At 70.2% G+C, this 20,516-nt stretch carries 16 protein-coding genes; 7 read left to right on the top strand and 9 right to left on the bottom strand.

Annotated features, from left to right (window positions below; genetic code table 11):
- Positions 1-7: 7 nt before the first annotated feature.
- From ACFV2X_RS23630 to ACFV2X_RS23610, 5 genes are all read right to left on the bottom strand, one after another.
- Entirely contained in the window at positions 8-1,234 is a 1,227-nt protein-coding gene (locus ACFV2X_RS23630; RefSeq protein WP_385619605.1) for a cysteine desulfurase-like protein, read from the bottom strand.
- Positions 1,231-2,310, bottom strand: a complete 1,080-nt coding sequence (locus ACFV2X_RS23625) for a tetratricopeptide repeat protein (RefSeq protein WP_385619602.1) — start codon at positions 2,308-2,310, stop codon at positions 1,231-1,233. The genes ACFV2X_RS23630 and ACFV2X_RS23625 overlap by 4 nt, the downstream gene beginning before the upstream one ends.
- Positions 2,307-3,596, bottom strand: a complete 1,290-nt coding sequence (locus tag ACFV2X_RS23620; RefSeq protein ID WP_385619600.1) for an ATP-binding protein — start codon at positions 3,594-3,596, stop codon at positions 2,307-2,309. Before ACFV2X_RS23620 ends, ACFV2X_RS23625 begins: the two co-directional genes overlap by 4 nt.
- A 34-nt stretch (positions 3,597-3,630) precedes the next feature.
- The gene (locus ACFV2X_RS23615) at positions 3,631-4,794 is read right to left on the bottom strand and encodes a PP2C family protein-serine/threonine phosphatase (RefSeq protein WP_385619598.1); all 1,164 of its coding nucleotides are present in this window, start codon (positions 4,792-4,794) and stop codon (positions 3,631-3,633) included.
- A 70-nt stretch (positions 4,795-4,864) separates the two neighbouring features.
- Positions 4,865-5,791 carry an endo alpha-1,4 polygalactosaminidase gene (locus ACFV2X_RS23610; protein ID WP_385619594.1) on the bottom strand — a complete coding sequence of 309 codons (927 nt, stop codon included), beginning with the start codon at positions 5,789-5,791 and terminating at the stop codon, positions 4,865-4,867.
- A gap of 244 nt (positions 5,792-6,035) precedes the next feature.
- Between ACFV2X_RS23610 and ACFV2X_RS23605 the strand changes: the two genes are divergently transcribed.
- Both ACFV2X_RS23605 and ACFV2X_RS23600 read left to right on the top strand, forming a co-directional pair.
- The gene (locus tag ACFV2X_RS23605; RefSeq protein WP_385619591.1) at positions 6,036-6,911 is read left to right on the top strand and encodes a hypothetical protein; all 876 of its coding nucleotides are present in this window, start codon (positions 6,036-6,038) and stop codon (positions 6,909-6,911) included.
- 248 nt (positions 6,912-7,159) lie between these two features.
- A complete protein-coding gene (locus ACFV2X_RS23600) occupies positions 7,160-8,491 on the top strand; it encodes a YncE family protein (protein WP_385619589.1) in 1,332 nt (443 codons plus the stop codon).
- Between the two features lie 82 nt (positions 8,492-8,573).
- On the opposite strand, the gene ACFV2X_RS23595 is transcribed toward ACFV2X_RS23600, so the two are convergent.
- Positions 8,574-9,572 (bottom strand): LacI family DNA-binding transcriptional regulator, encoded by a 999-nt coding sequence (locus ACFV2X_RS23595; protein ID WP_385619587.1) that lies wholly within the window; start codon positions 9,570-9,572, stop codon positions 8,574-8,576.
- 55 nt (positions 9,573-9,627) lie between these two features.
- Positions 9,628-10,650 carry a LacI family DNA-binding transcriptional regulator gene (locus ACFV2X_RS23590; RefSeq protein WP_385619585.1) on the bottom strand — a complete coding sequence of 341 codons (1,023 nt, stop codon included), beginning with the start codon at positions 10,648-10,650 and terminating at the stop codon, positions 9,628-9,630.
- A gap of 251 nt (positions 10,651-10,901) precedes the next feature.
- Here ACFV2X_RS23590 and ACFV2X_RS23585 point away from each other — a divergent pair, with 251 nt between their 5' ends.
- The 5 genes from ACFV2X_RS23585 to ACFV2X_RS23565 all read left to right on the top strand — a co-directional run bounded on the left by ACFV2X_RS23585 (position 10,902) and on the right by ACFV2X_RS23565 (position 18,522).
- Positions 10,902-13,235, top strand: coding sequence for a beta-glucosidase (locus ACFV2X_RS23585; RefSeq protein ID WP_385619583.1), 2,334 nt, complete (start codon positions 10,902-10,904; stop codon positions 13,233-13,235).
- Positions 13,236-13,312: 77 nt separating this feature from the next.
- Positions 13,313-14,602, top strand: a complete 1,290-nt coding sequence (locus ACFV2X_RS23580) for an extracellular solute-binding protein (RefSeq protein ID WP_385619581.1) — start codon at positions 13,313-13,315, stop codon at positions 14,600-14,602.
- On the top strand, positions 14,599-15,591 hold the full coding sequence (locus ACFV2X_RS23575; RefSeq protein ID WP_385619579.1) for a carbohydrate ABC transporter permease: 993 nt from the start codon (positions 14,599-14,601) through the stop codon (positions 15,589-15,591). The genes ACFV2X_RS23580 and ACFV2X_RS23575 overlap by 4 nt, the downstream gene beginning before the upstream one ends.
- On the top strand, positions 15,584-16,486 hold the full coding sequence (locus ACFV2X_RS23570) for a carbohydrate ABC transporter permease (RefSeq protein WP_385619576.1): 903 nt from the start codon (positions 15,584-15,586) through the stop codon (positions 16,484-16,486). The genes ACFV2X_RS23575 and ACFV2X_RS23570 overlap by 8 nt, the downstream gene beginning before the upstream one ends.
- Positions 16,483-18,522 (top strand): beta-galactosidase, encoded by a 2,040-nt coding sequence (locus ACFV2X_RS23565; protein ID WP_385619573.1) that lies wholly within the window; start codon positions 16,483-16,485, stop codon positions 18,520-18,522. The genes ACFV2X_RS23570 and ACFV2X_RS23565 overlap by 4 nt, the downstream gene beginning before the upstream one ends.
- Positions 18,523-18,538: 16 nt before the next feature.
- Here the strand turns inward: ACFV2X_RS23565 and ACFV2X_RS23560 are convergent, their stop codons facing one another.
- Both ACFV2X_RS23560 and ACFV2X_RS23555 read right to left on the bottom strand, forming a co-directional pair.
- Positions 18,539-19,786, bottom strand: a complete 1,248-nt coding sequence (locus ACFV2X_RS23560; protein ID WP_385619572.1) for a cytochrome P450 — start codon at positions 19,784-19,786, stop codon at positions 18,539-18,541.
- A 170-nt stretch (positions 19,787-19,956) separates the two neighbouring features.
- A complete protein-coding gene (locus ACFV2X_RS23555; RefSeq protein ID WP_385619570.1) occupies positions 19,957-20,490 on the bottom strand; it encodes a hypothetical protein in 534 nt (177 codons plus the stop codon).
- Between the last annotated feature and the right edge of the window lie 26 nt (positions 20,491-20,516).

Here is a 20,516-nt window from a genome sequence, read left to right as displayed (position 1 = left end):
CTCCGCGTCAGTCTTGTTCTCGCAGGAAGTCCGACAGCCCCTCCAGCAGCCGGTCCACGTCCCCGGTGTCGTTGTACGGGGCGAGGCCCACACGCAGCCCGCCGGTGTCGCCGAGCCCCAGCCGTCGGGACGCCTCCAGGGCGTAGAAGGAGCCGGACGGCGCGTCGACCCCGCGGGCCGCCAGATAGTGGTAGGCGTCCACGGTGTCGCGGCCCTCGATGGTGAGCAGCAGGGTGGGGGTGCGGTCGGCCGCACGGGAGTGGACGGTGACCCGGTCCAATCCGGCCAGCCCCGCCTCGATCCGCGTCCGCAGCGAGTCCTCGTACGCCTCGAGCGTGGTGAGCGCGGAGACCAGCCGTTCCCGGCGCGGTCCGTCCTGCCGCGGGCCGAGCCCGGCCAGGAAGTCGACGGCGGCCCGGGTGCCGGCCAGCAGCTCGTACGGCAGGGTGCCGAGCTCGAAACGCTCGGGGACGGCGTCCGTGGAGGGCAGCAGCTTGTCCGGGCGCAGGGTTTCCAGCAGCTCGGGGCGGGCGGCGAGCACGCCGTGGTGGGGGCCGAGGAACTTGTACGGGGAGCAGGCGAAGAAGTCCGCGCCCAGCGCTTCGATGTCGACGGGGGAGTGGGCGGTGTAGTGGACACCGTCGACGTACAGCAGGGCCCCGGCCTCATGCGTCAGCCGGGCGATCTCAGCGATGTCGGGGCGGGTGCCCAGCAGGTTGGAGGCGGCGGTCACCGCGACGAGACGGGTGCGGTCGCCGAGCACGGCGCCGACGGCCTCGGGGGCCAGTTCGGCGGTGCCGGGGTCGAAGTCGGCCCAGCGGACCGTGGCTCCGGCCGCCGCCGCGGCCTGCACCCAGGGGCGGATGTTGGAGTCGTGGTCCAGCCGGGTCACGACGATCTCGTCGCCTGGCCGCCAGGTCTTGGCGAGGGCGCGGGAGACGTCGTACGCGAGCTGGGTGGCGCTGCGGCCGAAGACCACGCCCGACGGGTCGGCGCCCAGCAGATCGGCGAGCGCCCGGCGGGCGCCGGACACGGTGGCTTCGGCGTTGCGCTCGCCGGGCGTGCGGGTGCCGCGGTTGGACAGCGGATTGGCCAGGGCGTCGGAGACGGCCTCGATGACGGGCAGCGGTGTCTGGGTGCCGCCGGGGCCGTCGAAGTGGGCGGAGCCGGCCTTCAGGGCGGGGAACTCCCGGCGGACGGCGGCGATGTCGTAGTCGCCGGCATGGTCGCTCATGGTTTCTTCCTCCGGTCGAACCAGATGGTGGCCAGTGTGGGCACCAGCCCCGCCCAGAAGAGGATCCGCGGCACGGTGCGCTCCGTCCAGGGCAGCTGCGAGATCAGCAGGGCGCAGAGCATCGCCCAGGCCGCCTGCGCGAGTACGACGCGGGCCCAGCTGCCGCGGCGCACCAGGGACCACACATTCAGCTGGACGCCGGTGCGCAGCCTGCGGTAGCGGCGCCAGGCGCCGAAGCCCCAGATCGCCGCCATCACCACCAGCACCCACAGCCGGTTGCCGAGCGGCACCGGCAGCTCCCGCGCCGCCTCGCCGTCCTGCGGGAACAGATCGACCATGACGCCCGCGGCCGCCACGCAGATCAGCGCCAGCCACCGGATACCGCGCAGCAGCCGATAGGTGGCCCGGTCGAGGTCGTGGCGCAGCCCGTTGTTGTCCGGGGCGGCGGCGAGGGCGTCGGCGTACACCTCCGCGGCCTGTGCGGCCGTGGTGCCCGGCTTGTGCGCCTCCTGCATGCTCACCAGATACAGGGCCTGGTTGTCGGTGGGCTCCAGGCGGAGCACCTGGCGCAGCGCCCACTTGTAGGTCTCGGTCTCGCCCGCGGCGCCGGCCGTCCGCCACAGCGCCTGGTACGCCTCCACGCTCTCCGGGTCCAGCCGCACCGCCTCCCTGGCCAGGCCCAGGGCCTCGGCGCGGCGGGTCGGGTAGTACATCAGGAACTCGGCGAGCAGCGCGTGCGCGAAGCTGTTCTGCGGATCGACGCGCAGCGCCTGGCGCAGCGCGTCCTCCGCCTTGCGCCAGCGCTCCGGCTGCTCCAGGTGGTCCGCGCGGCGCAGCGCCTGGGCGTACATGTACAGCGCGCCGATGTCCTCGGGGGCCCGCTGAAGGGCCTCGCCGAGCGAGGTGAGCGCCTGTTCCACCTGGCCCGCCGCCAGCCGGCAGCGGCCGAGCCTCACCCAGGCGCGGATGTCGTCCGGGTCCTCGGCCAGGCGGCGGCCGAGCAGGGCCTGGGCCTGGTCGTACCGCTTGAGGTCGATGAGCGCGTCGGCCTGCTCGACGGCCGGGTGCGGGGTCACAGCTTCCGCCTCTTTTTCAGATACGCGAGCAGGTCGTCGTACATCCCGCCCTCGTTGGCGAACATGGCCACGTTGCGGGCGGCCGCGAACCACGGTTCGGTGGAGGGGACGGCCGACTTCGCCGCGTTGAGCAGGTCCTTCATACCGATCATGCGCACGGTGCCGGTGCGTGCCGAGTCGAGCAGCGCCGTCTCGGCCGCGGCCTCGCACACATGGGCCAGATCGGCGCCCGAGAGGCCGTCGGTGGCCTTGGCGAGCCTGCCCAGGTCGACGCTTTCGATGGGGCGGTCGCGCAGGTGGTAGCGGAGGATCGCCTCGCGGGCGGGGGCGTCGGGAGGCAGGACGAGAAGGGTGCGGTCCAGGCGGCCCGGGCGGCGCAGCGCGATGTCCACGTCCCACGGGAGGTTGGTGGCCGCGAGTACGAACACACCGTCGTTCGCGGGGGCGTCGATACCGTCCAGCTCGGTCAGCAGCTGGTTCACCGTGTTGCGCATACCGCTGTTCTGGGTGCGGCTGCGCTTGCCGCCGAGGGCGTCCAGCTCGTCGAGGAAGACCACACAGGGGGCCTGGCGGCGGGCGGTGGCGAACACCTCGTGCATATTGCGCTCGGAGTTGCCGATCCACATGTCGAGCACATCGTTGATCGACACCGACAGAAACCCGGCGCCGAGCTCTCCCGCCACGGCGCGCGCGATGAAGGTCTTGCCGCAGCCGGGCGGCCCGTACAGCAGCAGTCCGCCGCGCAGGCTCTTGCCGTACAGCTTGCGCAGTTCGGGGTTGCGCATCGGGGCGAGGAAGGCCGCCTCCAGGCGCTCCTTGACCTCCCGCATACCGCCGACGTCCGCCAGCCGCACCGTGCCGGGCGCGGCCACCTCCCAGGCGGAGGCGTCCCCGGGGTCTCCGCTGCCGTCCACGGCGAGCGGCGTCTCGACGAACCGGGGCGGCACCGCGTCGCCGACCTGGTCCTCGGCGGCCCGCCAGTCGAAGCCGCCGCGGGGCGCGGCGGCCGGCGGCCGCGCGACGGGCGCCTCGGTGGCCGGTGCCTGCGCGGCGGGCGGCGCGCTCTGCCGGGGCTGCGGGGGCGCCCCCATGGCGCGGGCCATCAACTCCCGCGCCTGCGGGTCGCCGGGCGCGTGCTGCAGGGCGACGGCGACCTCCGCGACGGCCGAGTCGTGCCGGCCCGCGGTGAGCAGGAGTTCGGCGAGGTGCAGCCGCAGCGGTACGTCGCCGGGCGCCGCCGCGACGGCCGCGCGCAGGCTCTGGATCAGGGGCGAGTCGTCCGACATGGCGCACACTCTAGGAGGTGGGCCACACCGGTGATCACCCTCCCCCCGAAGTGCCTGGCCCCTGGTGTGCGCGGTCGGTTACCCGTCCGGTGTCGGGGCAGCGGGCGATCACGACGATGGCGGCGTCGTCGTCCACATGCCCGCCGGTGTGCCGGAGCATGTCGTCCTGGAGATAGCGCGTCAGCGACCGCGGGTCGCCGCCCGGCCAGGCCGCGACGCGGTCGACGAGCGGGTAGAAGTCACCGGCGGCGTTCCGCGCCTCGATCAGGCCGTCGGTGTGGAGCAGCAGCAGATCGCCGTCTTCGAAGTCGAAGGTTTCGGTCTCGTAGTCGTGCGCGGACGTCACGGCCAGCCCCAGCGGCAGCGCGGGCTCGCCGACCTCCAGCGTGCGGACCTTCCCGCCCCGCAGCAGCAGTGGAGGTGGGTGTCCGCAGCTCACCATCGTGGCGAGGGGGCGGTCGTCATAGACGTCCAGCGCCAGAGCGGTCACGAACGACTCGTGGGGGTCAGGGCCGGACCTGCCGCTGTGGTCCCAGTTCCAGCGCATCGCATTGCCCAGGTGCGCCGCGAGGGCGGTCAGCGGGAGGTTCCGGTAGGCGGACCCGCGGAAGGCACCGATCAGCGCCGCCGCGTCCCCGACGGCGGACAGGCCCTTGCCGCGTACGTCGCCGATGATCAGGCGGGCCGCGTCCTTGGTGACCACGGCCGCGTAGAGATCCCCGCCGATCTGTGCCTCCTTCTCGGCCGCGAGATATGCGGAGGCGATCCGCAGCGTTCCCATCCGGTCGGGCAGCGGCCGCAGCAGGACCTCCTGGGCTGCCACGGCCACCGAACGGACCTGGGTGAGTTTGCGCTGGTGCCGGTCGGCCGCGAACCGGAAGGCCGTCACCAGGGCCGAGATCAGCAGAAGGGTGCCGACCTGCGCCTGGTGGTTCGCGGTCGTCAGACCGCCGTGCAGATCGGCGAGGGCCACCTGGGCCGCGACGGCGAGTGCTCCGATCACGCCGGTGGCCATGGGGCCCGCGAACGAGGCGGTGATCGCGGGCGCGGCGATCAGGAACGGGCCCAGATGGATGGACTCGGGTGTCTGGAGGTCGATCGCGGTGATCGCCACGATGATCCCGAGTGGAATGGCGAGCAGCCACCGGCTCCACCGCCGTGAACCGGCCGGATGGGCAGGAGCGTGCCGATCGCGCATATCTCCTGCTTACACCCGTTGCCGCCGCGGCGCCCGGCTGTCGTGGCCGGTGATACGGGCTTGTACGGGCTTATGCGGCGGCGCAGGTCTCACGTGTGTAGTCGTCGCTGCCCGGCCCGGACACGTCCAGGTCGCGGCGGACGATGGCGACCCCAGGCTGCTGCCAGTCGGCACAGGTGGTCTTGAGCGCGGAGGCCTTGTACTCGATCATGATGACCTTCGAGAAGGCCTTGGTGTAGTCGCCGCACTCCGGGGGATCCTGCTGTCCGCACTCCTCGGCGATGGCGAAGTCCAGACCCAGCTCCTCGCGGTGCGAGGCGAGCTCCAGGGTGTTCTTCTGGCCGATCGCCAGGTGCGCGGCGTGTGCGCGGTCGGCCAGCAGCTTGATGAACGCCATCGCGTCGTCTTCGGTGAGCAGGTCCTGGGAGCGGGTGTAGCTGTCGTAGTTGTCCGGCTCCACGGCCTGGTAGCCGGCCTTGGCGCAGCCGTCGATCCAGCCCCCGACCGTATCCGCGATCCGCTCCCGCTTGTCCTTGGTGCGGATGTCGAACAGCGCCTCACCCCAGTCCTCGTCCGTCACCACATCGCCGTTCGCGTCCCTGAGCAGCAGATCGTGGTCCCAGTCGGCCTCGGCGTCCGGCTGCGCCTGGAAGGCGTTGACGTAACAGATGTTGTACAGGCCCGGCGCGGGCGCGGCCTCGCGGTCCCTGCTGACGATTTCCACACCGGAGGGCGGGGTGTACGGCTCGTTGATCTGGTAGTCGAAGTTGGCGCCGTCGGTCGGCGGGAGCGTGACACCGTCGGCCGGGGCGGCGCGCTTGGCATCGGGGGAGGCGGTGGCCCGCGGGGCCTTGGTCGTCTTCTTCGTCCGTGGAGTGTCCTCCGGTCCCGCGTGGGCGATTCCGATCACGGTGAAGAGGGCGGCGATGCCGATCAGGACCACCAGCACCGCACCTGTCAGCGGCTGGCGGGGCGAGAGGGAGCTGCGTAGAGACATGTGCTTTCCCATGTGTTGGACGCTGACCCCGCCTCGGACCACGGTCCTGGCGACCAATGCCGGACTGGTGATGGGGGACATCCGTTACCGGCTGGGTGCGTCGCTCTCGGCGCCTCGCTCCGGAGAGACTTCGGCACACCGAATGTAATGATCCAACTGAACGAGCGTCAAGTGGTGTTCCACGAGGGCACCGGCCACCCTCCCTCCGGAGGGGCAGAAGACCAGGTCCGATAGGGTGCGGGCCATGTTTTGGCACCAGAATTCCCTGTACACCCTCCAGCGTCGGCAGCCCCTCACGGTGGCGTCCCGCCGGAGCAAGAAGACCCTCATCGCGGCCGTCGGCATCGGAATGGCTCTGGTGCTGAGCGGATGCAACGACGACGGCGGGGCCACGGACGGGACCAAGGACGAGGGCGCCCGCGCCACCCAGCCGAAGTCGCCGTCGTCCGGGTCGTCCGAGTCTTCCGGGTCTTCCGGGTCGTCCGGGTCCTCCTCCGCCCCGTCGGGCCCGGCGGCCGACAAGCCGCTGGTCGCGGGGTGGCAGACGCAGACCAGGGAAGAACACCACTTCCGCTACGACGTGCCGGCCAAGGCCGACAAGTGGAGGGTCTTCAACCCCGACGTTTCCCTCTCCTACAACGATGAGACCGGCAAGCCGATCGTCGTGATGACCGGCGCCGCCAACTACCGCGAGGGCGGCTGTGCGTCGAGCCCCAACCCCAAGGCGTTCGGCGAGGCGGGCAAGGGTCAGCTCGCCACGGTCGGCACCACCGGCGGGGGCACGGACGGCTCCCTGCAGGAGAACGCCCGGAACTGGGCGGGCAACTGGGGCTTTGTTGCCTACGGTGGCAAGGACAACAAGCCCAAGATCGAGGTCAGTCAGGCCAAGCCGTGGAAGCGGAACGGCATCGAGGGCTACACCGCGACCGCCAAGGTCACGGTGGTCAACCGGCCGAGCACCTGTGTTCCGCCGAAGGCCATCGTGCACAGCATCGCGCAGAAGCTCCCCGACGGCACCATGCACGGCTGGGTCGTCTACGCGGACCAGGGCGTGCCGAACGCGCTGACGTCGGCCGAGATCGAGAAGATCATGAACACCGTCCGGCCGACGGACGGCTGACCCCGCGCGGCTGACCTCGCGCGGCGGACACCGGACGGTTCCGGGTTTCCCGTCACGTAGGTCACCTACAACTCGCCCTCGGGGGGCCGGATGAGGGCGGCCCGAGGGCGAAGTTGAGTCCGTGTCATTTTTGCCGTCCCCGGCCTTGTGGGTTGGGGGCGGCTTCATTACTTTCCAGTAGGCAGCACACCGCCATGTTCATGACCGTGCTTAAAAGGGGCGTTCCCCGCCGTCTGGAAGGATGCATCATGCCTGTCTGCGCAGCCGGGCGTGCCCGGCGAGTGTTCTCCGCGAGCGGCACTCGGCACCGCGGATCCACCCGCACCCTGCTCTCCCTCGCCGCCGCCGTGGTGCTGGCCGTGACCGGCTCCGCCGCGGCGACCGCCGCCCCGCCGGCCACCGCATCGGGCGATGCGCGCACCGGCGCCGCCGGGCTGCGGGAGGTGATGTTCGTGGGCAACAACTGGGACGGCACGGCCGATGTCATCAAGTCCACCGGAGACCTTGCCAAGATCGGCCGGATCAACGTCATACCGGACAAGGACCAGCGGCTCACCGAGATCTATCTCAACCCCATCAAGCTCGCGTTCTTCCTCGGCATCCGGCAGGGACCGGGGGAGGGGCACGATCAGTTCGTCGACGACATGTACTCGACCCCGGACGGATCGGCCATCGTCGTCTCCCGTCCGAGCTTCGCCGATGTGGTGTCCATCGACCTCGCCACGGGCAAGGTGAGGTGGCGTTTCCCGGTGTCGGGGTTCCGTGCGGACCACATGGCGGTGTCGCCCGACGGCAAACGCGTCGCGGTGTCCGCTTCGACCTCGAACACCGTGCATATTCTCGACATCGAGACGGGCAAACAGCTCGGCCAGTTCTCCGCCGGCGACAAGCCCCATGAGAACGTCTTCACCGACGGCGGGAAGTATCTGTGGAACATGTCGATCGGCGAGGTCAACACCGCGCTGGACGACCCGTCGATGGACTGGACGAAGGGCGACCGCCACATCACCGTGGTCGACACGGCCACCTACAAGCAGGTCAAGGTCATCGACATGCGGGACCGGCTGGACGCCTTCGGGCGCAAGGACCTGTCGGACGCGGTCCGGCCGGTGGCCTTCACCCCCGACGAGTCGAAGCTCTACTTCCAGGTGTCCTTCTTCAACGGATTCCTGGAGTACGACGTGGCCACCGACAAGATCACCCGCGCCAAGACCCTCCCGAAGAACCCCGCGACCAGCGAGGACCGCACCACCTGGGTCAACGACTCCCGCCACCACGGGCTGTCCATGAGCCCGGACGGCAACAAGCTGTGCGTCGCCGGGACGATGGACGACTACGCGACCGTCGTCGACCGCGCCACCTTCCAGGAGGGGCCGCTGGTGCCGACCTCCAAGCCGTACTGGGCGACGGTGAGCGGCGACGGCAAGTCCTGCATTGTCTCCGAGAGCGGCGCCGACCAGGTCACCGCGATCGACTTCGCGACGGGCAAGAAGGTCGCGTCCGTCGCGGTCGGCGACCACCCGCAGCGGGTCCGGATCGGCCATGTGGCGGCCGACTGGACCGGCCCGCAGACCCCCTGAGACCGGTGCTACCGCGGGGCCGGTCCGGGCGCGGAACCGGTCCCGCGGCGGGGTCCCGGCGCCGGGGCAGCCCCGGCGCCGGTCAGTCCGTCCGTACCGGCCCCGTCGACTTTCTGACGACCAGGTCCACCGACATGTCGAGCCGGATCGGGGCCAGGCCGGGGTCGTCGGTGACCGCGTCGAGCACCCGGATGCTCTCGGCCGCCATCGCCTCGAACGGCTGCCGCACGGTGGTCAGCGCCGGGGCCGCGGACGCGGCGGCGTCGATGTCGTCGTACCCGACGACCGACACGTCTTCCGGGATGCGCAGCCCGCGCTCCACACACGCCTCGATGACGCCCAGCCCTTGCAGATCGTTGCCGGTGACGAAGGCCGTCGGCCCGTTCCACAGGTCGAGGAGGGCGTGGGCGGCGCGTCTGGCCGGCTCGGTCTGGAACGGCACCACGCGGATCAGATCGCGGTCGGGACGGATCCCGGCGTCGCGGAGCGCGGCGAGATATCCGCCGAAGCGCGCCCGGCAGCAGGTCAGCTCGAGGGGGCCGGAGAGCAGCGCGATCCGCTGATGACCGAGGCCGGTGAGGTGGCGGGCCGCGAGCCACCCGCCCCGCCACTGGGTCGCCCCGACCGTGTTCATCCCCGGCGGCGCGTCGCCGATCGTATCGAGGACGACCGTGGGGACGCGGGAGCGCGCCAGCCGGTCCGCGACGGTCGGCGGGACCGGGGAGAGCACGAGGACGACGCCACCCGGACGGTGCGCGAGCAGAGGGTCCAGCCAGTCCCCGTCGTCATCGGCGTGGTTGACCGTGAGCGCACGTCCGGAGGAACGCAACACGCGGGAAAGACCCCGCAGCAGCGGCGCGTTGACGGCGCTGACCACGCAGCCGAACACCACCTCGACCGAGCCGCGCCGGGGCCCGCGGCGACGCCACTCGTAGCCGGTGGTCCGCACCGCGTCCAGGACCCGCTGCCGGACCTCGGCCGACACCCCGGGCCGCCCGTTGAGGACCTTCGACACGGCGCTCTGCGAGACGTTCGCGGCCTGCGCCACGGTCGCCATGCGCACCGCGGTCCGTACACTCATCGCCTGCTCCTCCCAATCAGCGGTCTCCCCATCGGGGCCTGTCAGGTTGTAAGGCTCAGGTCCCCTCGCGGACCGTGCGTGGCGCGGTGCTCTCCCGGACCACCAGCGAGGTCGCCAACTCGACCCTGCGCCCGGCCGACGAGCCGCGCTGCGACTGCTCCTGGGCGATCAGCCGCACCCCCTCGCCGCCCATCTCCGCCAGCGGCTGACGGACGGTCGTGAGCGGCGGTGCGAGCATGGCGCAGATCATCGTGTCGTCGAAGCCCACGACCGACAGGTCGTCGGGCACCCGCATCCCCCGCGCGCGGGCCACCTGGTACACCCCGGCCGCCTGGGCGTCGGAGCCGGCGAAGATCGCCGTCGGCGGCTGTGCGAGGTCCAGCAGGGCCGCGCCGTGGTCCGTACCGCCGGTGATGCTGAAGTCGCCGTAGCGCGTCAGGGCCGGATCGGGGGCGAGGGAGAACTCGCGGTGCGCGGCGAGATAGCCCTCGTGCCGCTCCCTGGTGCACTGGATCTCGGCGGGGCCGCCGATGAACCCGACGCGGCGGTGGCCGAGTTCCAGGAGGTGGCGCGTGGCCGCGGCGCCCCCGGACCAGTTGGTCGCCCCCACCGTCGGGATTTTGGGTTCGCTGGTGCCGACCGGGTCGAGGAGTACCAGGGGCGCGGGCAGCCCCGCCAGCGCGGCGATCTCGTCGTGGCGCGCCCGGGAGAGCACCAGGATGATGCCGTCCGACGGGCGGGTGCGCCGTGCGTCGATCCAGTCGCTGATGCGGAAGCGCGGATGGCCGGTCGCGGTGAGCGCCAGGGTGTACCCGAGGCTGAACGCGGCGTTCTGGGCCCCGGCGATGAGCTCTCCCGCCCAGGGCGACGTGGTCCCCTCGATGAGGACGTCCAGGATTCCGCCGAGTTGTTTACGGCGCCCCTTGCGCTGCAGATAACCCGTGGCGTGTGCGGCCTGGGTGACGCGGACGCGGGTCTCCTCGGAGATGTCCGGCTTGTCGGCGAGCACCCGGGACACCGTGGAGACCGAGACCCCCGCGGCCTCGGCGACGGCCGCCATCGTTGGGCGCGTGGTCATGCTGCCTTTCCCTCCCGTAGGCCATCGCGACAGTACAGCCCTGCCGCAAATTCCCGCAATATTTGATGGAATATTCCGCGAGGACCCCATGCAAACGGCTGGTGATCCGCGCTTTCGATCCACTGTATTGACAGTCGTTTTTACCCCGGCTTAGCTTCTCGGCGCAGAACTTCCGCAAAGTTTTGCGGGTAATTGCATAGCTCTGGTAGTGAGAACCGCGGGCCCGCCCGCCGAGTACGGAGATGTGACGCGTGTCTGCCATCGATGACGAAACGGTCGGGTCGGCCCACGGCCGAGCCCAGGTCCGCGAGCTGATCGCGGTTATGACGCTGGAGGAGAAACTCGCCCAACTCGTGGGTCTGTGGCAGGGAGTCGACCGCGAGGGCGGCGCCGTGGCCCCGTTGCAGGACGCCATGGACACCGTCGAGCAGAGCTTCGCCGACTTCGCCGCACACGGACTCGGCCAGATCACCCGGCACTACGGGACCCGGCCCCTGGACCCCGGGGAGGGCCGGGCGACCCTGGCCGCCAAGCAGCGGTGGCTGAAGGAGAACACCAGGCTCGGCATCCCCGCCATCGTGCACGAGGAGTGCCTGACCGGGCTCGCCGCGTGGAAGGCGGCGACCTACCCCGTACCACCGGCCTGGGGCGCCACCTTCGATCCGCCGCTCGTCGAGCGCATGGCGGCGCGGATCGGGCGCACGATGGCGGACCTGGGCATCCATCAGGGACTGGCGCCGGTCCTCGACGTGATCCGCGATATGCGCTGGGGGCGGGTCGAGGAGTGCATCTCGGAGGACCCCTACCATGTCGCGGTCACCGGCGCCGCGTATGTGCGCGGCCTGCAGAGCGCCGGGATCATCGCCACCCTGAAACACTTCGTCGGCTACTCCGACTCGCGCGCCGGCCGCAACCTGGCACCGGTGCACGCCGGGACGCGCGAGGTCCGCGACGTGTTGGAGCTCCCCTTCGAAGTGGCCGTACGGGACGCCGGGGCGCGCTCCGTGATGAACTCGTACGCCGAGATCGACGGAGTGCCCGTCGCCGCGAGCACGGAGCATCTGACCGGCACGCTGCGCGAGGAGTGGGGCTTCAACGGCACCGTAGTCGCCGACTACTTCGCCGTGGCCTTCCTCCAGACCCTGCACCGGGTGGCCGAGGACGGCGGTGACGCCGCGGCCCAGGCGATCACCGCCGGGATCGACGTCGAACTCCCCACCGGCGTCACCTATCTCCAGCCCCTCAAGGAGCGCATCGAGGACGGCCGGCTCGGCATGGACATCGTGGACCGCGCGCTCGAGCGGGTGCTGCGCCAGAAGGCCGAGCTCGGCCTGCTCGATCCCGCGTGGTCACCCGATCCTGTGCCCGCCCGTGCCAACGGTGTGTCCGCCGACGACGTGGACACCGCAGAGGACCGCGCGCTGGCCGCGGCCGTCGCCGAACGCTCCCTGGTCCTGCTGCGCAACGACGGTGTGCTGCCACTGGGCGCCACCAGGCCCGCGCCCGGACGCATCGCGGTCATCGGCCCGAACGCCCAGTCGCTGTCCGCAATGTTCGGCTGCTACTCGTTCATCAACCACGTGCTGCCGCACCACCCCGACTGTGACACCGGGCTCGGCGTCGAGACCGTCGAAGCCGCCCTGCGCCGCGAGTTCGCCACCGCCGACATCGTCACCGAGCGGGGCACCGGCATCGACGACGGGGCCACGGACGGCATTCCCGCCGCCGCCACCGCCGCGGCCGGCGCCGATGTGGCCGTCGTCGTGGTCGGCGACCGCTCCGGACTCTTCGGACGCGGCACCAGCGGGGAGGGCTGCGACGCCGACGACCTGGAACTGCCCGGCGCCCAGCGGGCCCTTGTCGAGGCGGTCATCGCCACCGGGACACCGACCGTGGTCGTCCTGCTGACCGGGCGCGGCTACGCGCTCGGGTGGCTGCTGGACGCGGCCGCCGCGGTCGTACAGGCATTCTTCCCCGGCGAGGAGGGCGCGGCCGCCATCGCCGGAGTGATCAGCGGCCGGGTCAACCCGAGCGGCCGGATGCCCATGAGCCTGCCCCGCGGCGCCGGGGCCCAGCCCTACAGCTATCTGCACCCGCCGCTCGGCGCCGCCAGCTCGGTGACCAACATCGACACCGAGCCGCCCGTCCGGTACGGATTCGGCCTCGGCTACACCCGGTTCGGCTACGAGGACTTCACGGTCGACGCCGAAACCGTCGACGTCGCCGACGCGGTCCGCTGCGCCGTCACCGTACGGAACACCGGCGACCGGGAGGGCGCCGAGGTCGTCCAGCTGTACGCGAGCGACCCCGTGGCCTCGGTCACCCGCCCGCTGGCCCAGCTCGTCGCCTTCGCGCGTGTCCCGCTCGGCCCGGGGGAGTCGGCGCGCGTCCACTTCACCGTGCCCACGCGGCTGCTGGCGTTCACCGACCGCGACGGGGTGCGGATCGTCGAGCCCGGCGACATCGGCGTCAGCGTCCGGCGCGACGCGGGCGACGTGATCCTCGAACACACCGTACGGCTCACCGGCGAGGTGCACATCGTGACCGGCGCCGAACCCCGGATCAGCACGGTCGACATCTCCTAGAACCCGCCGTCCCCCACCGGCGCCTGCCTTTCGGCGCAGTCCATCCGTCCGCGAACACTCAACGAAGAGTTGTCATCATGTCGCACACAGCAATACGCCTCCGCTCCCGCGGCCTGGCCGCGGCGGCGGCCGCCCTGGCCCTCGTCCTCACCGGCTGCTCCTCCGGCTCCTCGGACAGCGCCGGCTCCGGCAAGCAGACCGTCGTCTTCTGGGGATGGTCGGACATGTCGAAGCCGGTCGCTCTCTGGAACAAGACCCACCCCGATATCCACGTCAAGTTCCAGGCGATCACCTCGAACTTCTACCCGAAGCTCCAGGCCGCGATCACCGGAAAGGACGGGGCGCCGGACATCACGCAGGTCGACTACCCCAACCTCACCTCGACGATCATCGCCGGTGACCTCAAGGACATCACTGCCGAGTCCGCCGACCTCAAGCCGCACTTCAAGCCCGCCGTATGGGACCAGGTCGTGGTCAACGACAAGGTCTACGGAGTGCCGCAGGACATCGGCACACAGGTGCTCTACTACCGGTCCGATGTCTTCAAGGAGGCCGGTCTGACCGCCCCCAAGACATGGGACGAGTACATGGCGGCCGCCGCGAAGCTCAAGAAGGCCCACCCCAAGGCGTACACCACGGCGTTTCCCGCCAACGGCGGCGCATGGCTGGCCTCGCTGGCGTGGAACGCGAAGGCGCAGTGGTTCGGCACGGACAAGGACGCCTGGAAGGTGGACCTCGACGACCAGCCGACCCTCAAGGTGGCCGAGTACTGGCAGAAGATGCTGGACAAGGGCTACGCGAAGGGCGACCAGCACTGGCAGCCCACATGGTTCAAGGGGCTCGCCAAGGGCACGTATCTGACCTGGATCGGCCCGGCCTGGGGTGGCGCGGCCCTCAAGGAGAACGCTCCGGACCTCTCCGGCAAGTGGGCTGTCGCCCCGCTGCCGCAGTGGACGACGGGCGATACGGCCCCGGTGTACTGGGGCGGCTCACTGACCGCCCTGACCAGCGTCACCAACAAGACCGACGCCGCGATGAAGTTCATCACCTGGCTGAACACCAGCAAGGAGAGCGCCAAGCTGCTGGTGGCCGATGTCCTCCCCGCGTCCGACATCGGCCAGGGGATCCCGGAGCTGACCAAGCCCGACCCCTACTTCGGCGGTCAGGTGCCCGGCGAGGTTTTCACCGTACGCGGTACCGAGTCGACCCCCTGGACCTGGGGGCCGACGATGACCGACACCACCAACTACCTCAATGACGCCATGCAGTCCGTCATCAACAAGTCGACGACGCTGCCCGACGCGATGAAGAAGGTCGACGGCGAGACCAAGTCCCAGCTGAAGCGGAAGGGTCTCTCCGTCCGATGACCGCGCCAACCCTCCACCCGGCCGCCCGGGACGGGAGGAACGGGGCCGAGCAGGCGGGGGAACCGCCCCGCCTGCCGGCGTCGCGCCGCAACAAGCGCCGCTTCGGCGCCGACTGGAAAATGGCGTGGGCCTTCGTGGTCCCGTTCCTGGCCCTCTTCGTGGTGTTCCACCTGGTGCCCGTGTTCTATGCGCTGTGGCAGAGCTTCCACGGCGTCGAGAAGTCGGGCGGCCTGGGATTCACCAAGCCCAGCGTCATCTTCGTCGGCCTTGACAACTACGCGGAGGCGCTGACCGACGAGGGTTTCCTCCGCTCGGTCGGCCGCGTACTGCTCTACGGCGTCGTCCAGGTGCCCGTCATGCTGGGCCTCGCGCTGGTGATGGCGCTCATCTTCGACACGGCGATCGTCCGGATGCGCAGCCTGTTCCAGCTCGCCGCGTTTCTGCCCTACGCGGTGCCGGGGATCATCGCCTCCATCCTGTGGGCGTTCCTCTATCTGCCCGGGGTGAGCCCGGTCCTGGACCTGCTCGACGGGGCGGGGGCCCATATCGACTTCCTCGCCCCGGGAAGTGTCCTGTGGTCCATCGCCAACATCTCGACATGGCAGTGGACCGGCTACAACATGATCATTATCTTCGCCGCGCTCCAGGCCGTCCCGCGCGATCTGTTCGAAGCGGCGCGTATCGACGGCGCCACCAACTGGCAGATCGCCTGGCGGATCAAGGTGCCGCTGGTGGCCCCGGCCATCCTCATCACCGGGCTGTTCTCGGTGGTCGGCACGCTCCAGCTGTTCTCCGAGCCGACGGTGCTCCGCACGATCACCAACAACGTGACGTACAACTACACACCGAACATGATCGTCTACAACCTGGCGTTCGGGTCCAACCAGCCGTACTACTCAGCCGCCGTCGCGGTCGTCATCGCCATCGGCGCGTTCCTGCTGTCCTTCGGCTTCCTGCGCGTGCTCCAGAGGAGGAATCCCGATGAGTGACATCACCGCCCGCCGAACCCGTCGCCGCGCGGTGTGGTCGGCCGGGGCACGGCGGGATCGCGCGCCGCTGTCGACCCGGTTCATCCTCACCGTGACGATCATCGCGCTGACGGCCTACTTCCTCATCCCGATCGCGTGGATGCTGATCGCGTCGACCAAGTCGACGGCCGACCTGAACACCACGTTCGGGCTCTGGTTCTCGCACTTCGATCTGATGCAGAACCTCCACGACCTGTTCGCCTACCGCGACGGCATCTTCCGGCGCTGGGTGGTGAACTCGCTCATCTACTCGGGAGGCGGCGCCCTCGGCTCGACCTTCCTGGCCGCTCTGTGCGGGTTCGCGCTGGCCAAATACCGGTTCCGTGGGCGCAACGCCATCATGGGCCTCATCTTCGGCGGTGTGCTCATCCCCGGCACCGTGCTCGCCCTGCCGACCTATCTGCTCCTCAACTCCTTCGGCCTCATCAACACCTACTGGGCCGTGATCCTGCCGAGCCTGTCCAGCGCGTTCGGCGTGTTCCTGGTGCGCATCTACGCGGCGGCGGCCGTCCCCGACGAGCTGCTGGAGGCCGGCCGTATCGACGGCGCCCACGACGTCCGGATCTTCTTCACGGTGGTCCTGCGGATCCTGCTGCCGAGCCTGGTCACCGTGTTCCTCTTCTCGTTCATCTCGATCTGGAACAACTTCCTCCTGCCCCTGATCGTCCTCAATGACCAGTCGCTCTGGCCGGTCACCCTCGGGCTCTACTCCTGGCAGATGAACGCGATGAGCGAGCCCGATCTCGTCCGGATCGTCATCACCGGGTCCATGGTCGGCACCATCCCCCTCGTCGTCCTCTTCCTCACGCTGCAGAAGTACTGGCGCAGCGGCATCACGACAGGAGCACTCAAGTGACCGTGAACAGTCGTATGGACGCCTTCCGCGCCCGTCTCGGCGGTTTCGCCTTCGGCGGGGACTACAACCCAGAGCAGTGGGACCGGGCGGTGTGGGACGAGGACATCGAGCTCATGCGGCGCGCCGGGGTCAACCTGGTCACCCTGGGCGTGTTCGCATGGGCGTCGCTCGAGCCCGAGCCGGGACGTTTCACCTTCGACTGGATGGACGAGGTGATGGACCTCCTCCACGCGGGCGGGATCAGCGTCGACCTGGCCACCCCGACCATGGCGCCACCGGTCTGGCTCACCCATGAACACCCCGAGGTCCTGCCGGTCATGGAGGACGGGGAGCGCTTCGGCTTCGGCAACCGGCTCCAGTTCGACCCCGCCTCGCCCCGCTACCGGGAACACGCCGCCCGGATCACCAAGGCGCTGGCCGAGCGGTACTCCCACCACCCGGCCCTGGCGATGTGGCACATCAGCAACGAATACGGGCAGCCCTCGTACGGGGAGGCCAGCGCGGTCGCCTTCCGCGGCTGGCTCCAGCGGAAGTACGGCAGCCTGGACGCCCTCAACGACGCCTGGTACACCCGCTTCTGGTCCCAGGTCTACACCTCCTGGGACCAGATCAACCCGCCGGAAGTGCCGCGGTCGTGGTCCAACCCGACCCGCCGCCTGGACTTCAAGCGGTTCGTCTCGGACGCGCTGCTCGAGTGTTTCGTCATGGAACGCGATATCGTCCGCTCCTTCCGCGACGACATCCCGGTCCTCACCAACTACATGCGCTTCTACAAGAATGCGAATTACTGGATTTGGGCACCCGAGCAGGACGCCGTGGCGCTGGACATCTACCCAAACCCCGGCCAGGACGACGCCCATATCTCCGCGGCGCTCAACTTCGACCTCATGCGCTCACTGCGCGGCGAGCCCTGGGTCCTCATGGAGCAGGCGGCCAGCAGCGTGTCGCAGTGGAAGGTGAACAACGTCAAGCGGCCCGGCCGTATGCGCCTCGGCTCCTACCAGGCCATCGCCCACGGCGCCGACAGCGTCCTGTACTTCCAGTGGCGCGCGAGCCGCGGCGGCCATGAGCGCTTCCACTCCGCGATGCTGCCCCACTCCGGCACCGACTCCCGCACCTGGAAGGAGATCGAGGCGCTCGGCGGTGAACTCCCGAGGATCGCCGAGGCGGTGGGCGCCGGGTCGAGCGCCGAGATCGCCGTGCTGTTCGACTGGAACGCCTGGTGGGGGCTGACCGAGACGCACGGGCTGCCACGCAACGACTTCGACTACACGCAGCTCACCACGGACCACTACCAGCCGCTCCTGGAAGCACACCACGCGGTGGACATGGTGCACTTCGGCTCCGACCTGAGCCCGTACAAGGTCGTGGTCGTACCGAACGCCTACCTCGTCGACGACCGCTTCACCGACGCCCTCACCCGTTTCGTCGAAGGGGGCGGGACGCTCGTCTGCTCGTTCTTCTCCGGGGTCGTGGACGCGAACAACCAGGTCAGGCAGCCCGCCTACCCGGGGGCCTTCCGCGGCCTCATCGGCGCGTACATCGACGAGTACTGGCCCGCGCGCGGCGACGAGACTTATCGCGTGACCTTCCCCGACGGAACCACCCGGACCGCCGACTGGTGGCAGGACAGCATCCACCCCGAAACCGCGCGGGTGCTCGCCACCTACGCCTCCGGCGACCTGGAGGGACGGCCCGCGATCCTGGACAACGCGGTCGGCCAGGGCCGTGTCGTATACCTCGGCACCCGCCTCGAACCGGGCGCGCTGCGCGACACCCTGCTCGATGCGGTGACGGCGGCGGGGGTCACCCCGCTCGTCGCTGCCGCGCCCGGACACCTGGAGGTGGCCAGGCGCATCGGCGACGGAGCGGAGTTCCTGTTCCTGCTGAACCACTCCGAGACCAAACCCGCCGAGGTCAGGCTCGTGGCGGACGGGCTCGACCTGATCTCCGGGGCGAAGACCGGGGCGACCCTCGAGGTGGCGCCGCTCGGTGTCTCGGTGGTGCGCTTCGAGAGCACCGAGCGGGTCCAGTAGCGACGTACGAAGTCGCTCAGACGGTGGCGGGGCGCAGAACGACCGGCAGTTCCCGGTAGCTGTTCATACCCAGCGACGCGGCGCGCGGGGCGGGCCTTGGGGCGAGGGCGATATCGGGGAAGGTCTCGAACAGCCGCCGCAGGGCGATTTCGGCCTCCACCTTGGCCAGGGACGCCCCGGGGCAGCGGTGGGCGCCGTAACCGAAGGAGAGATGGCGGGAGGCGTCCGACCGGGCGGGGTCGAACCGGTCGGGCTCGGCGAAGGCGTGGGGGCAGCGGTTGATGGTCGCGAGGGGGAGGAGCACCGCCTCTCCCTCCCGGACGATGCCGCCACCCACCACGGGCACATCCTCGGTGGCGTAGCGGAACAGCAGGGCGCGCACCGGGGACTCCCAGCGCAGGGCCTCCTCCACCACATCCGGCCACGGGTCCTCGCCCGCCTCCTGCCGGGCCCTGGCGGCGGCCAGGGTCTCGGGGTGTGTCAACAGCCCCCGCACCGCGTGGCAGATCAGGGTCACCGTGGTCTCGTGGCCGCCGATGACGGTGACCACCAGGTTGCCGATCACCTCCGGCACCGTCAGCTCACCCTGGTCCATGGCCTCGACCAGGTCCATCGTGAAGTCGTCCTGGTCGCCGCTGGCGCGCTTGCGCTCGATTATCGACATCAGGGTGGCCGGGAAGCGCTCCGCCATCGTGCGCTGGAGCTCTTCGGCCTCGGCATCGTGGCTCAACGCGGCCGCCGACAGCACGTGCAGCTCCTCGCGCAGACCGCCCTCCTCGGGCACGCCGAGCAGATAGCAGATGACGTCCAGGGGAAGCGGCAGCGCGAAGCGGGACTGCAGATCGATCTCCTGGCCCGGCGCCACATCGTCCAGGGCGGCCAGCAGCCGGTCGGTCACCGCCTCGATACGCGGGCGCAACTCCCGTACCCGGCGCGGGGAGAAGGCGCGCTGGACGGGCTGCCGCAGCCGGCGGTGGTTGTCGCCGTCGGTGTTGAGCAGCCCGTCGCCCTCCAGGATGAAGAGCAGCGGCCACTCGGCGGGGATCTCCCCGCGCTGGTGGGCACCCCAGTGCTGGAGGCTCTTGGAGAACCGTGGGTCGTTCAGCACCTGGGCACCCGCTTCCCGGGTGGTGACCGCCTTGACCACCACTCCGCCGGGAAGCGCCACTGTGGCGACCGGGCCCGCGGCCCGCAGGGCCGCGCCTTCGACACCGTGGAGGTCGGTAGGCTCGGGGGCGAGATGAACGGGGGATATCGCGTCCATTGCTGTCCGTTCTGCAGTTGTCGGCGCCTGTAGGACCGGAGATCAAAAAGCCTATCCCACGGAACAGCCGCCGGGGAGTGCGCGCCGGAATGGCCGCCGTGAGAAGCGCCGGAAACGCCTCGGCGGCGGACTCATGCGTCCGCCGCCGAGGATGGTGGAGCGTGGGTGGCTCAGCCGCCGACCTTGCGGAAGCTCTCCACCAGGCCGCCGTAGCCCCCTTCGGGGCCCGCCCAGTCGATGGCGAGCTTGTCGTCGTCCTTCATCTTGACCGTGCCCACACCCCGGCCACCGTCATCGCCGCCCTTGCACGACAGCGTCAGCGCGGGCGCTTCCTTGCCCGCCTTCTGGCCGTCCTTCAAGGCCCCGGTGCAGTCGAGCTTCGGCCCCTTCGCGGTGACCTTGCCGTCCGCGATCGTCAGGGTTTCCAGGCCGCTGTCGCTCGCCTCGACGATGGACTTCCAGGACCCGGCCGCACGCTCGATCACCGTGCGCTCGGCCGACGGCTCGGAGCTCGGCGACTGCTGCTTCGCGGCGGTGTTCGCGCCGCTCGGCTTCGAGTCCGTCTTTTCGTCGTCGCCACCGCCGCAGCCGCTGAGCACGAGGCCCGCGACGACCGTAGTGACCACCATGGACGCCGCCTTGCGCACTTCTTTCTCCTCCGTATGCGTAACGAGCGGCGCCAACCTAACAGCCAGCGGAAACACGGCGTTGTCCGGCCGTGTTGACCCCG

Origin of the sequence: Streptomyces sp. NPDC059679 (genome assembly GCF_042734105.1) — a bacterium.
Taxonomy (GTDB): Bacteria; Actinomycetota; Actinomycetes; order Streptomycetales; family Streptomycetaceae; genus Streptomyces.
This window is presented reverse-complemented; position numbering and strand designations above follow the sequence as displayed.

What these genes read in the sequence shown, in the direction of transcription:
- ACFV2X_RS23610 (WP_385619594.1), bottom strand. Translation starts at nt 5,791, where the DNA reads ATGTCTCTACGCAGCTCCCTCTCGCCCCGCCAGCCGCTGACAGGTGCG.
- ACFV2X_RS23620 (WP_385619600.1), bottom strand. Translation starts at nt 3,596, where the DNA reads ATGTCGGACGACTCGCCCCTGATCCAGAGCCTGCGCGCGGCCGTCGCG.
- ACFV2X_RS23590 (WP_385619585.1), bottom strand. Translation starts at nt 10,650, where the DNA reads ATGACCACGCGCCCAACGATGGCGGCCGTCGCCGAGGCCGCGGGGGTC.
- ACFV2X_RS23595 (WP_385619587.1), bottom strand. Translation starts at nt 9,572, where the DNA reads ATGAGTGTACGGACCGCGGTGCGCATGGCGACCGTGGCGCAGGCCGCG.
- ACFV2X_RS23560 (WP_385619572.1), bottom strand. Translation starts at nt 19,786, where the DNA reads ATGGACGCGATATCCCCCGTTCATCTCGCCCCCGAGCCTACCGACCTC.
- ACFV2X_RS23575 (WP_385619579.1), top strand. Translation starts at nt 14,599, where the DNA reads ATGACCGCGCCAACCCTCCACCCGGCCGCCCGGGACGGGAGGAACGGG.
- ACFV2X_RS23630 (WP_385619605.1), bottom strand. Translation starts at nt 1,234, where the DNA reads ATGAGCGACCATGCCGGCGACTACGACATCGCCGCCGTCCGCCGGGAG.
- ACFV2X_RS23570 (WP_385619576.1), top strand. Translation starts at nt 15,584, where the DNA reads ATGAGTGACATCACCGCCCGCCGAACCCGTCGCCGCGCGGTGTGGTCG.
- ACFV2X_RS23600 (WP_385619589.1), top strand. Translation starts at nt 7,160, where the DNA reads ATGCCTGTCTGCGCAGCCGGGCGTGCCCGGCGAGTGTTCTCCGCGAGC.
- ACFV2X_RS23580 (WP_385619581.1), top strand. Translation starts at nt 13,313, where the DNA reads ATGTCGCACACAGCAATACGCCTCCGCTCCCGCGGCCTGGCCGCGGCG.
- ACFV2X_RS23605 (WP_385619591.1), top strand. Translation starts at nt 6,036, where the DNA reads ATGTTTTGGCACCAGAATTCCCTGTACACCCTCCAGCGTCGGCAGCCC.
- ACFV2X_RS23615 (WP_385619598.1), bottom strand. Translation starts at nt 4,794, where the DNA reads ATGCGCGATCGGCACGCTCCTGCCCATCCGGCCGGTTCACGGCGGTGG.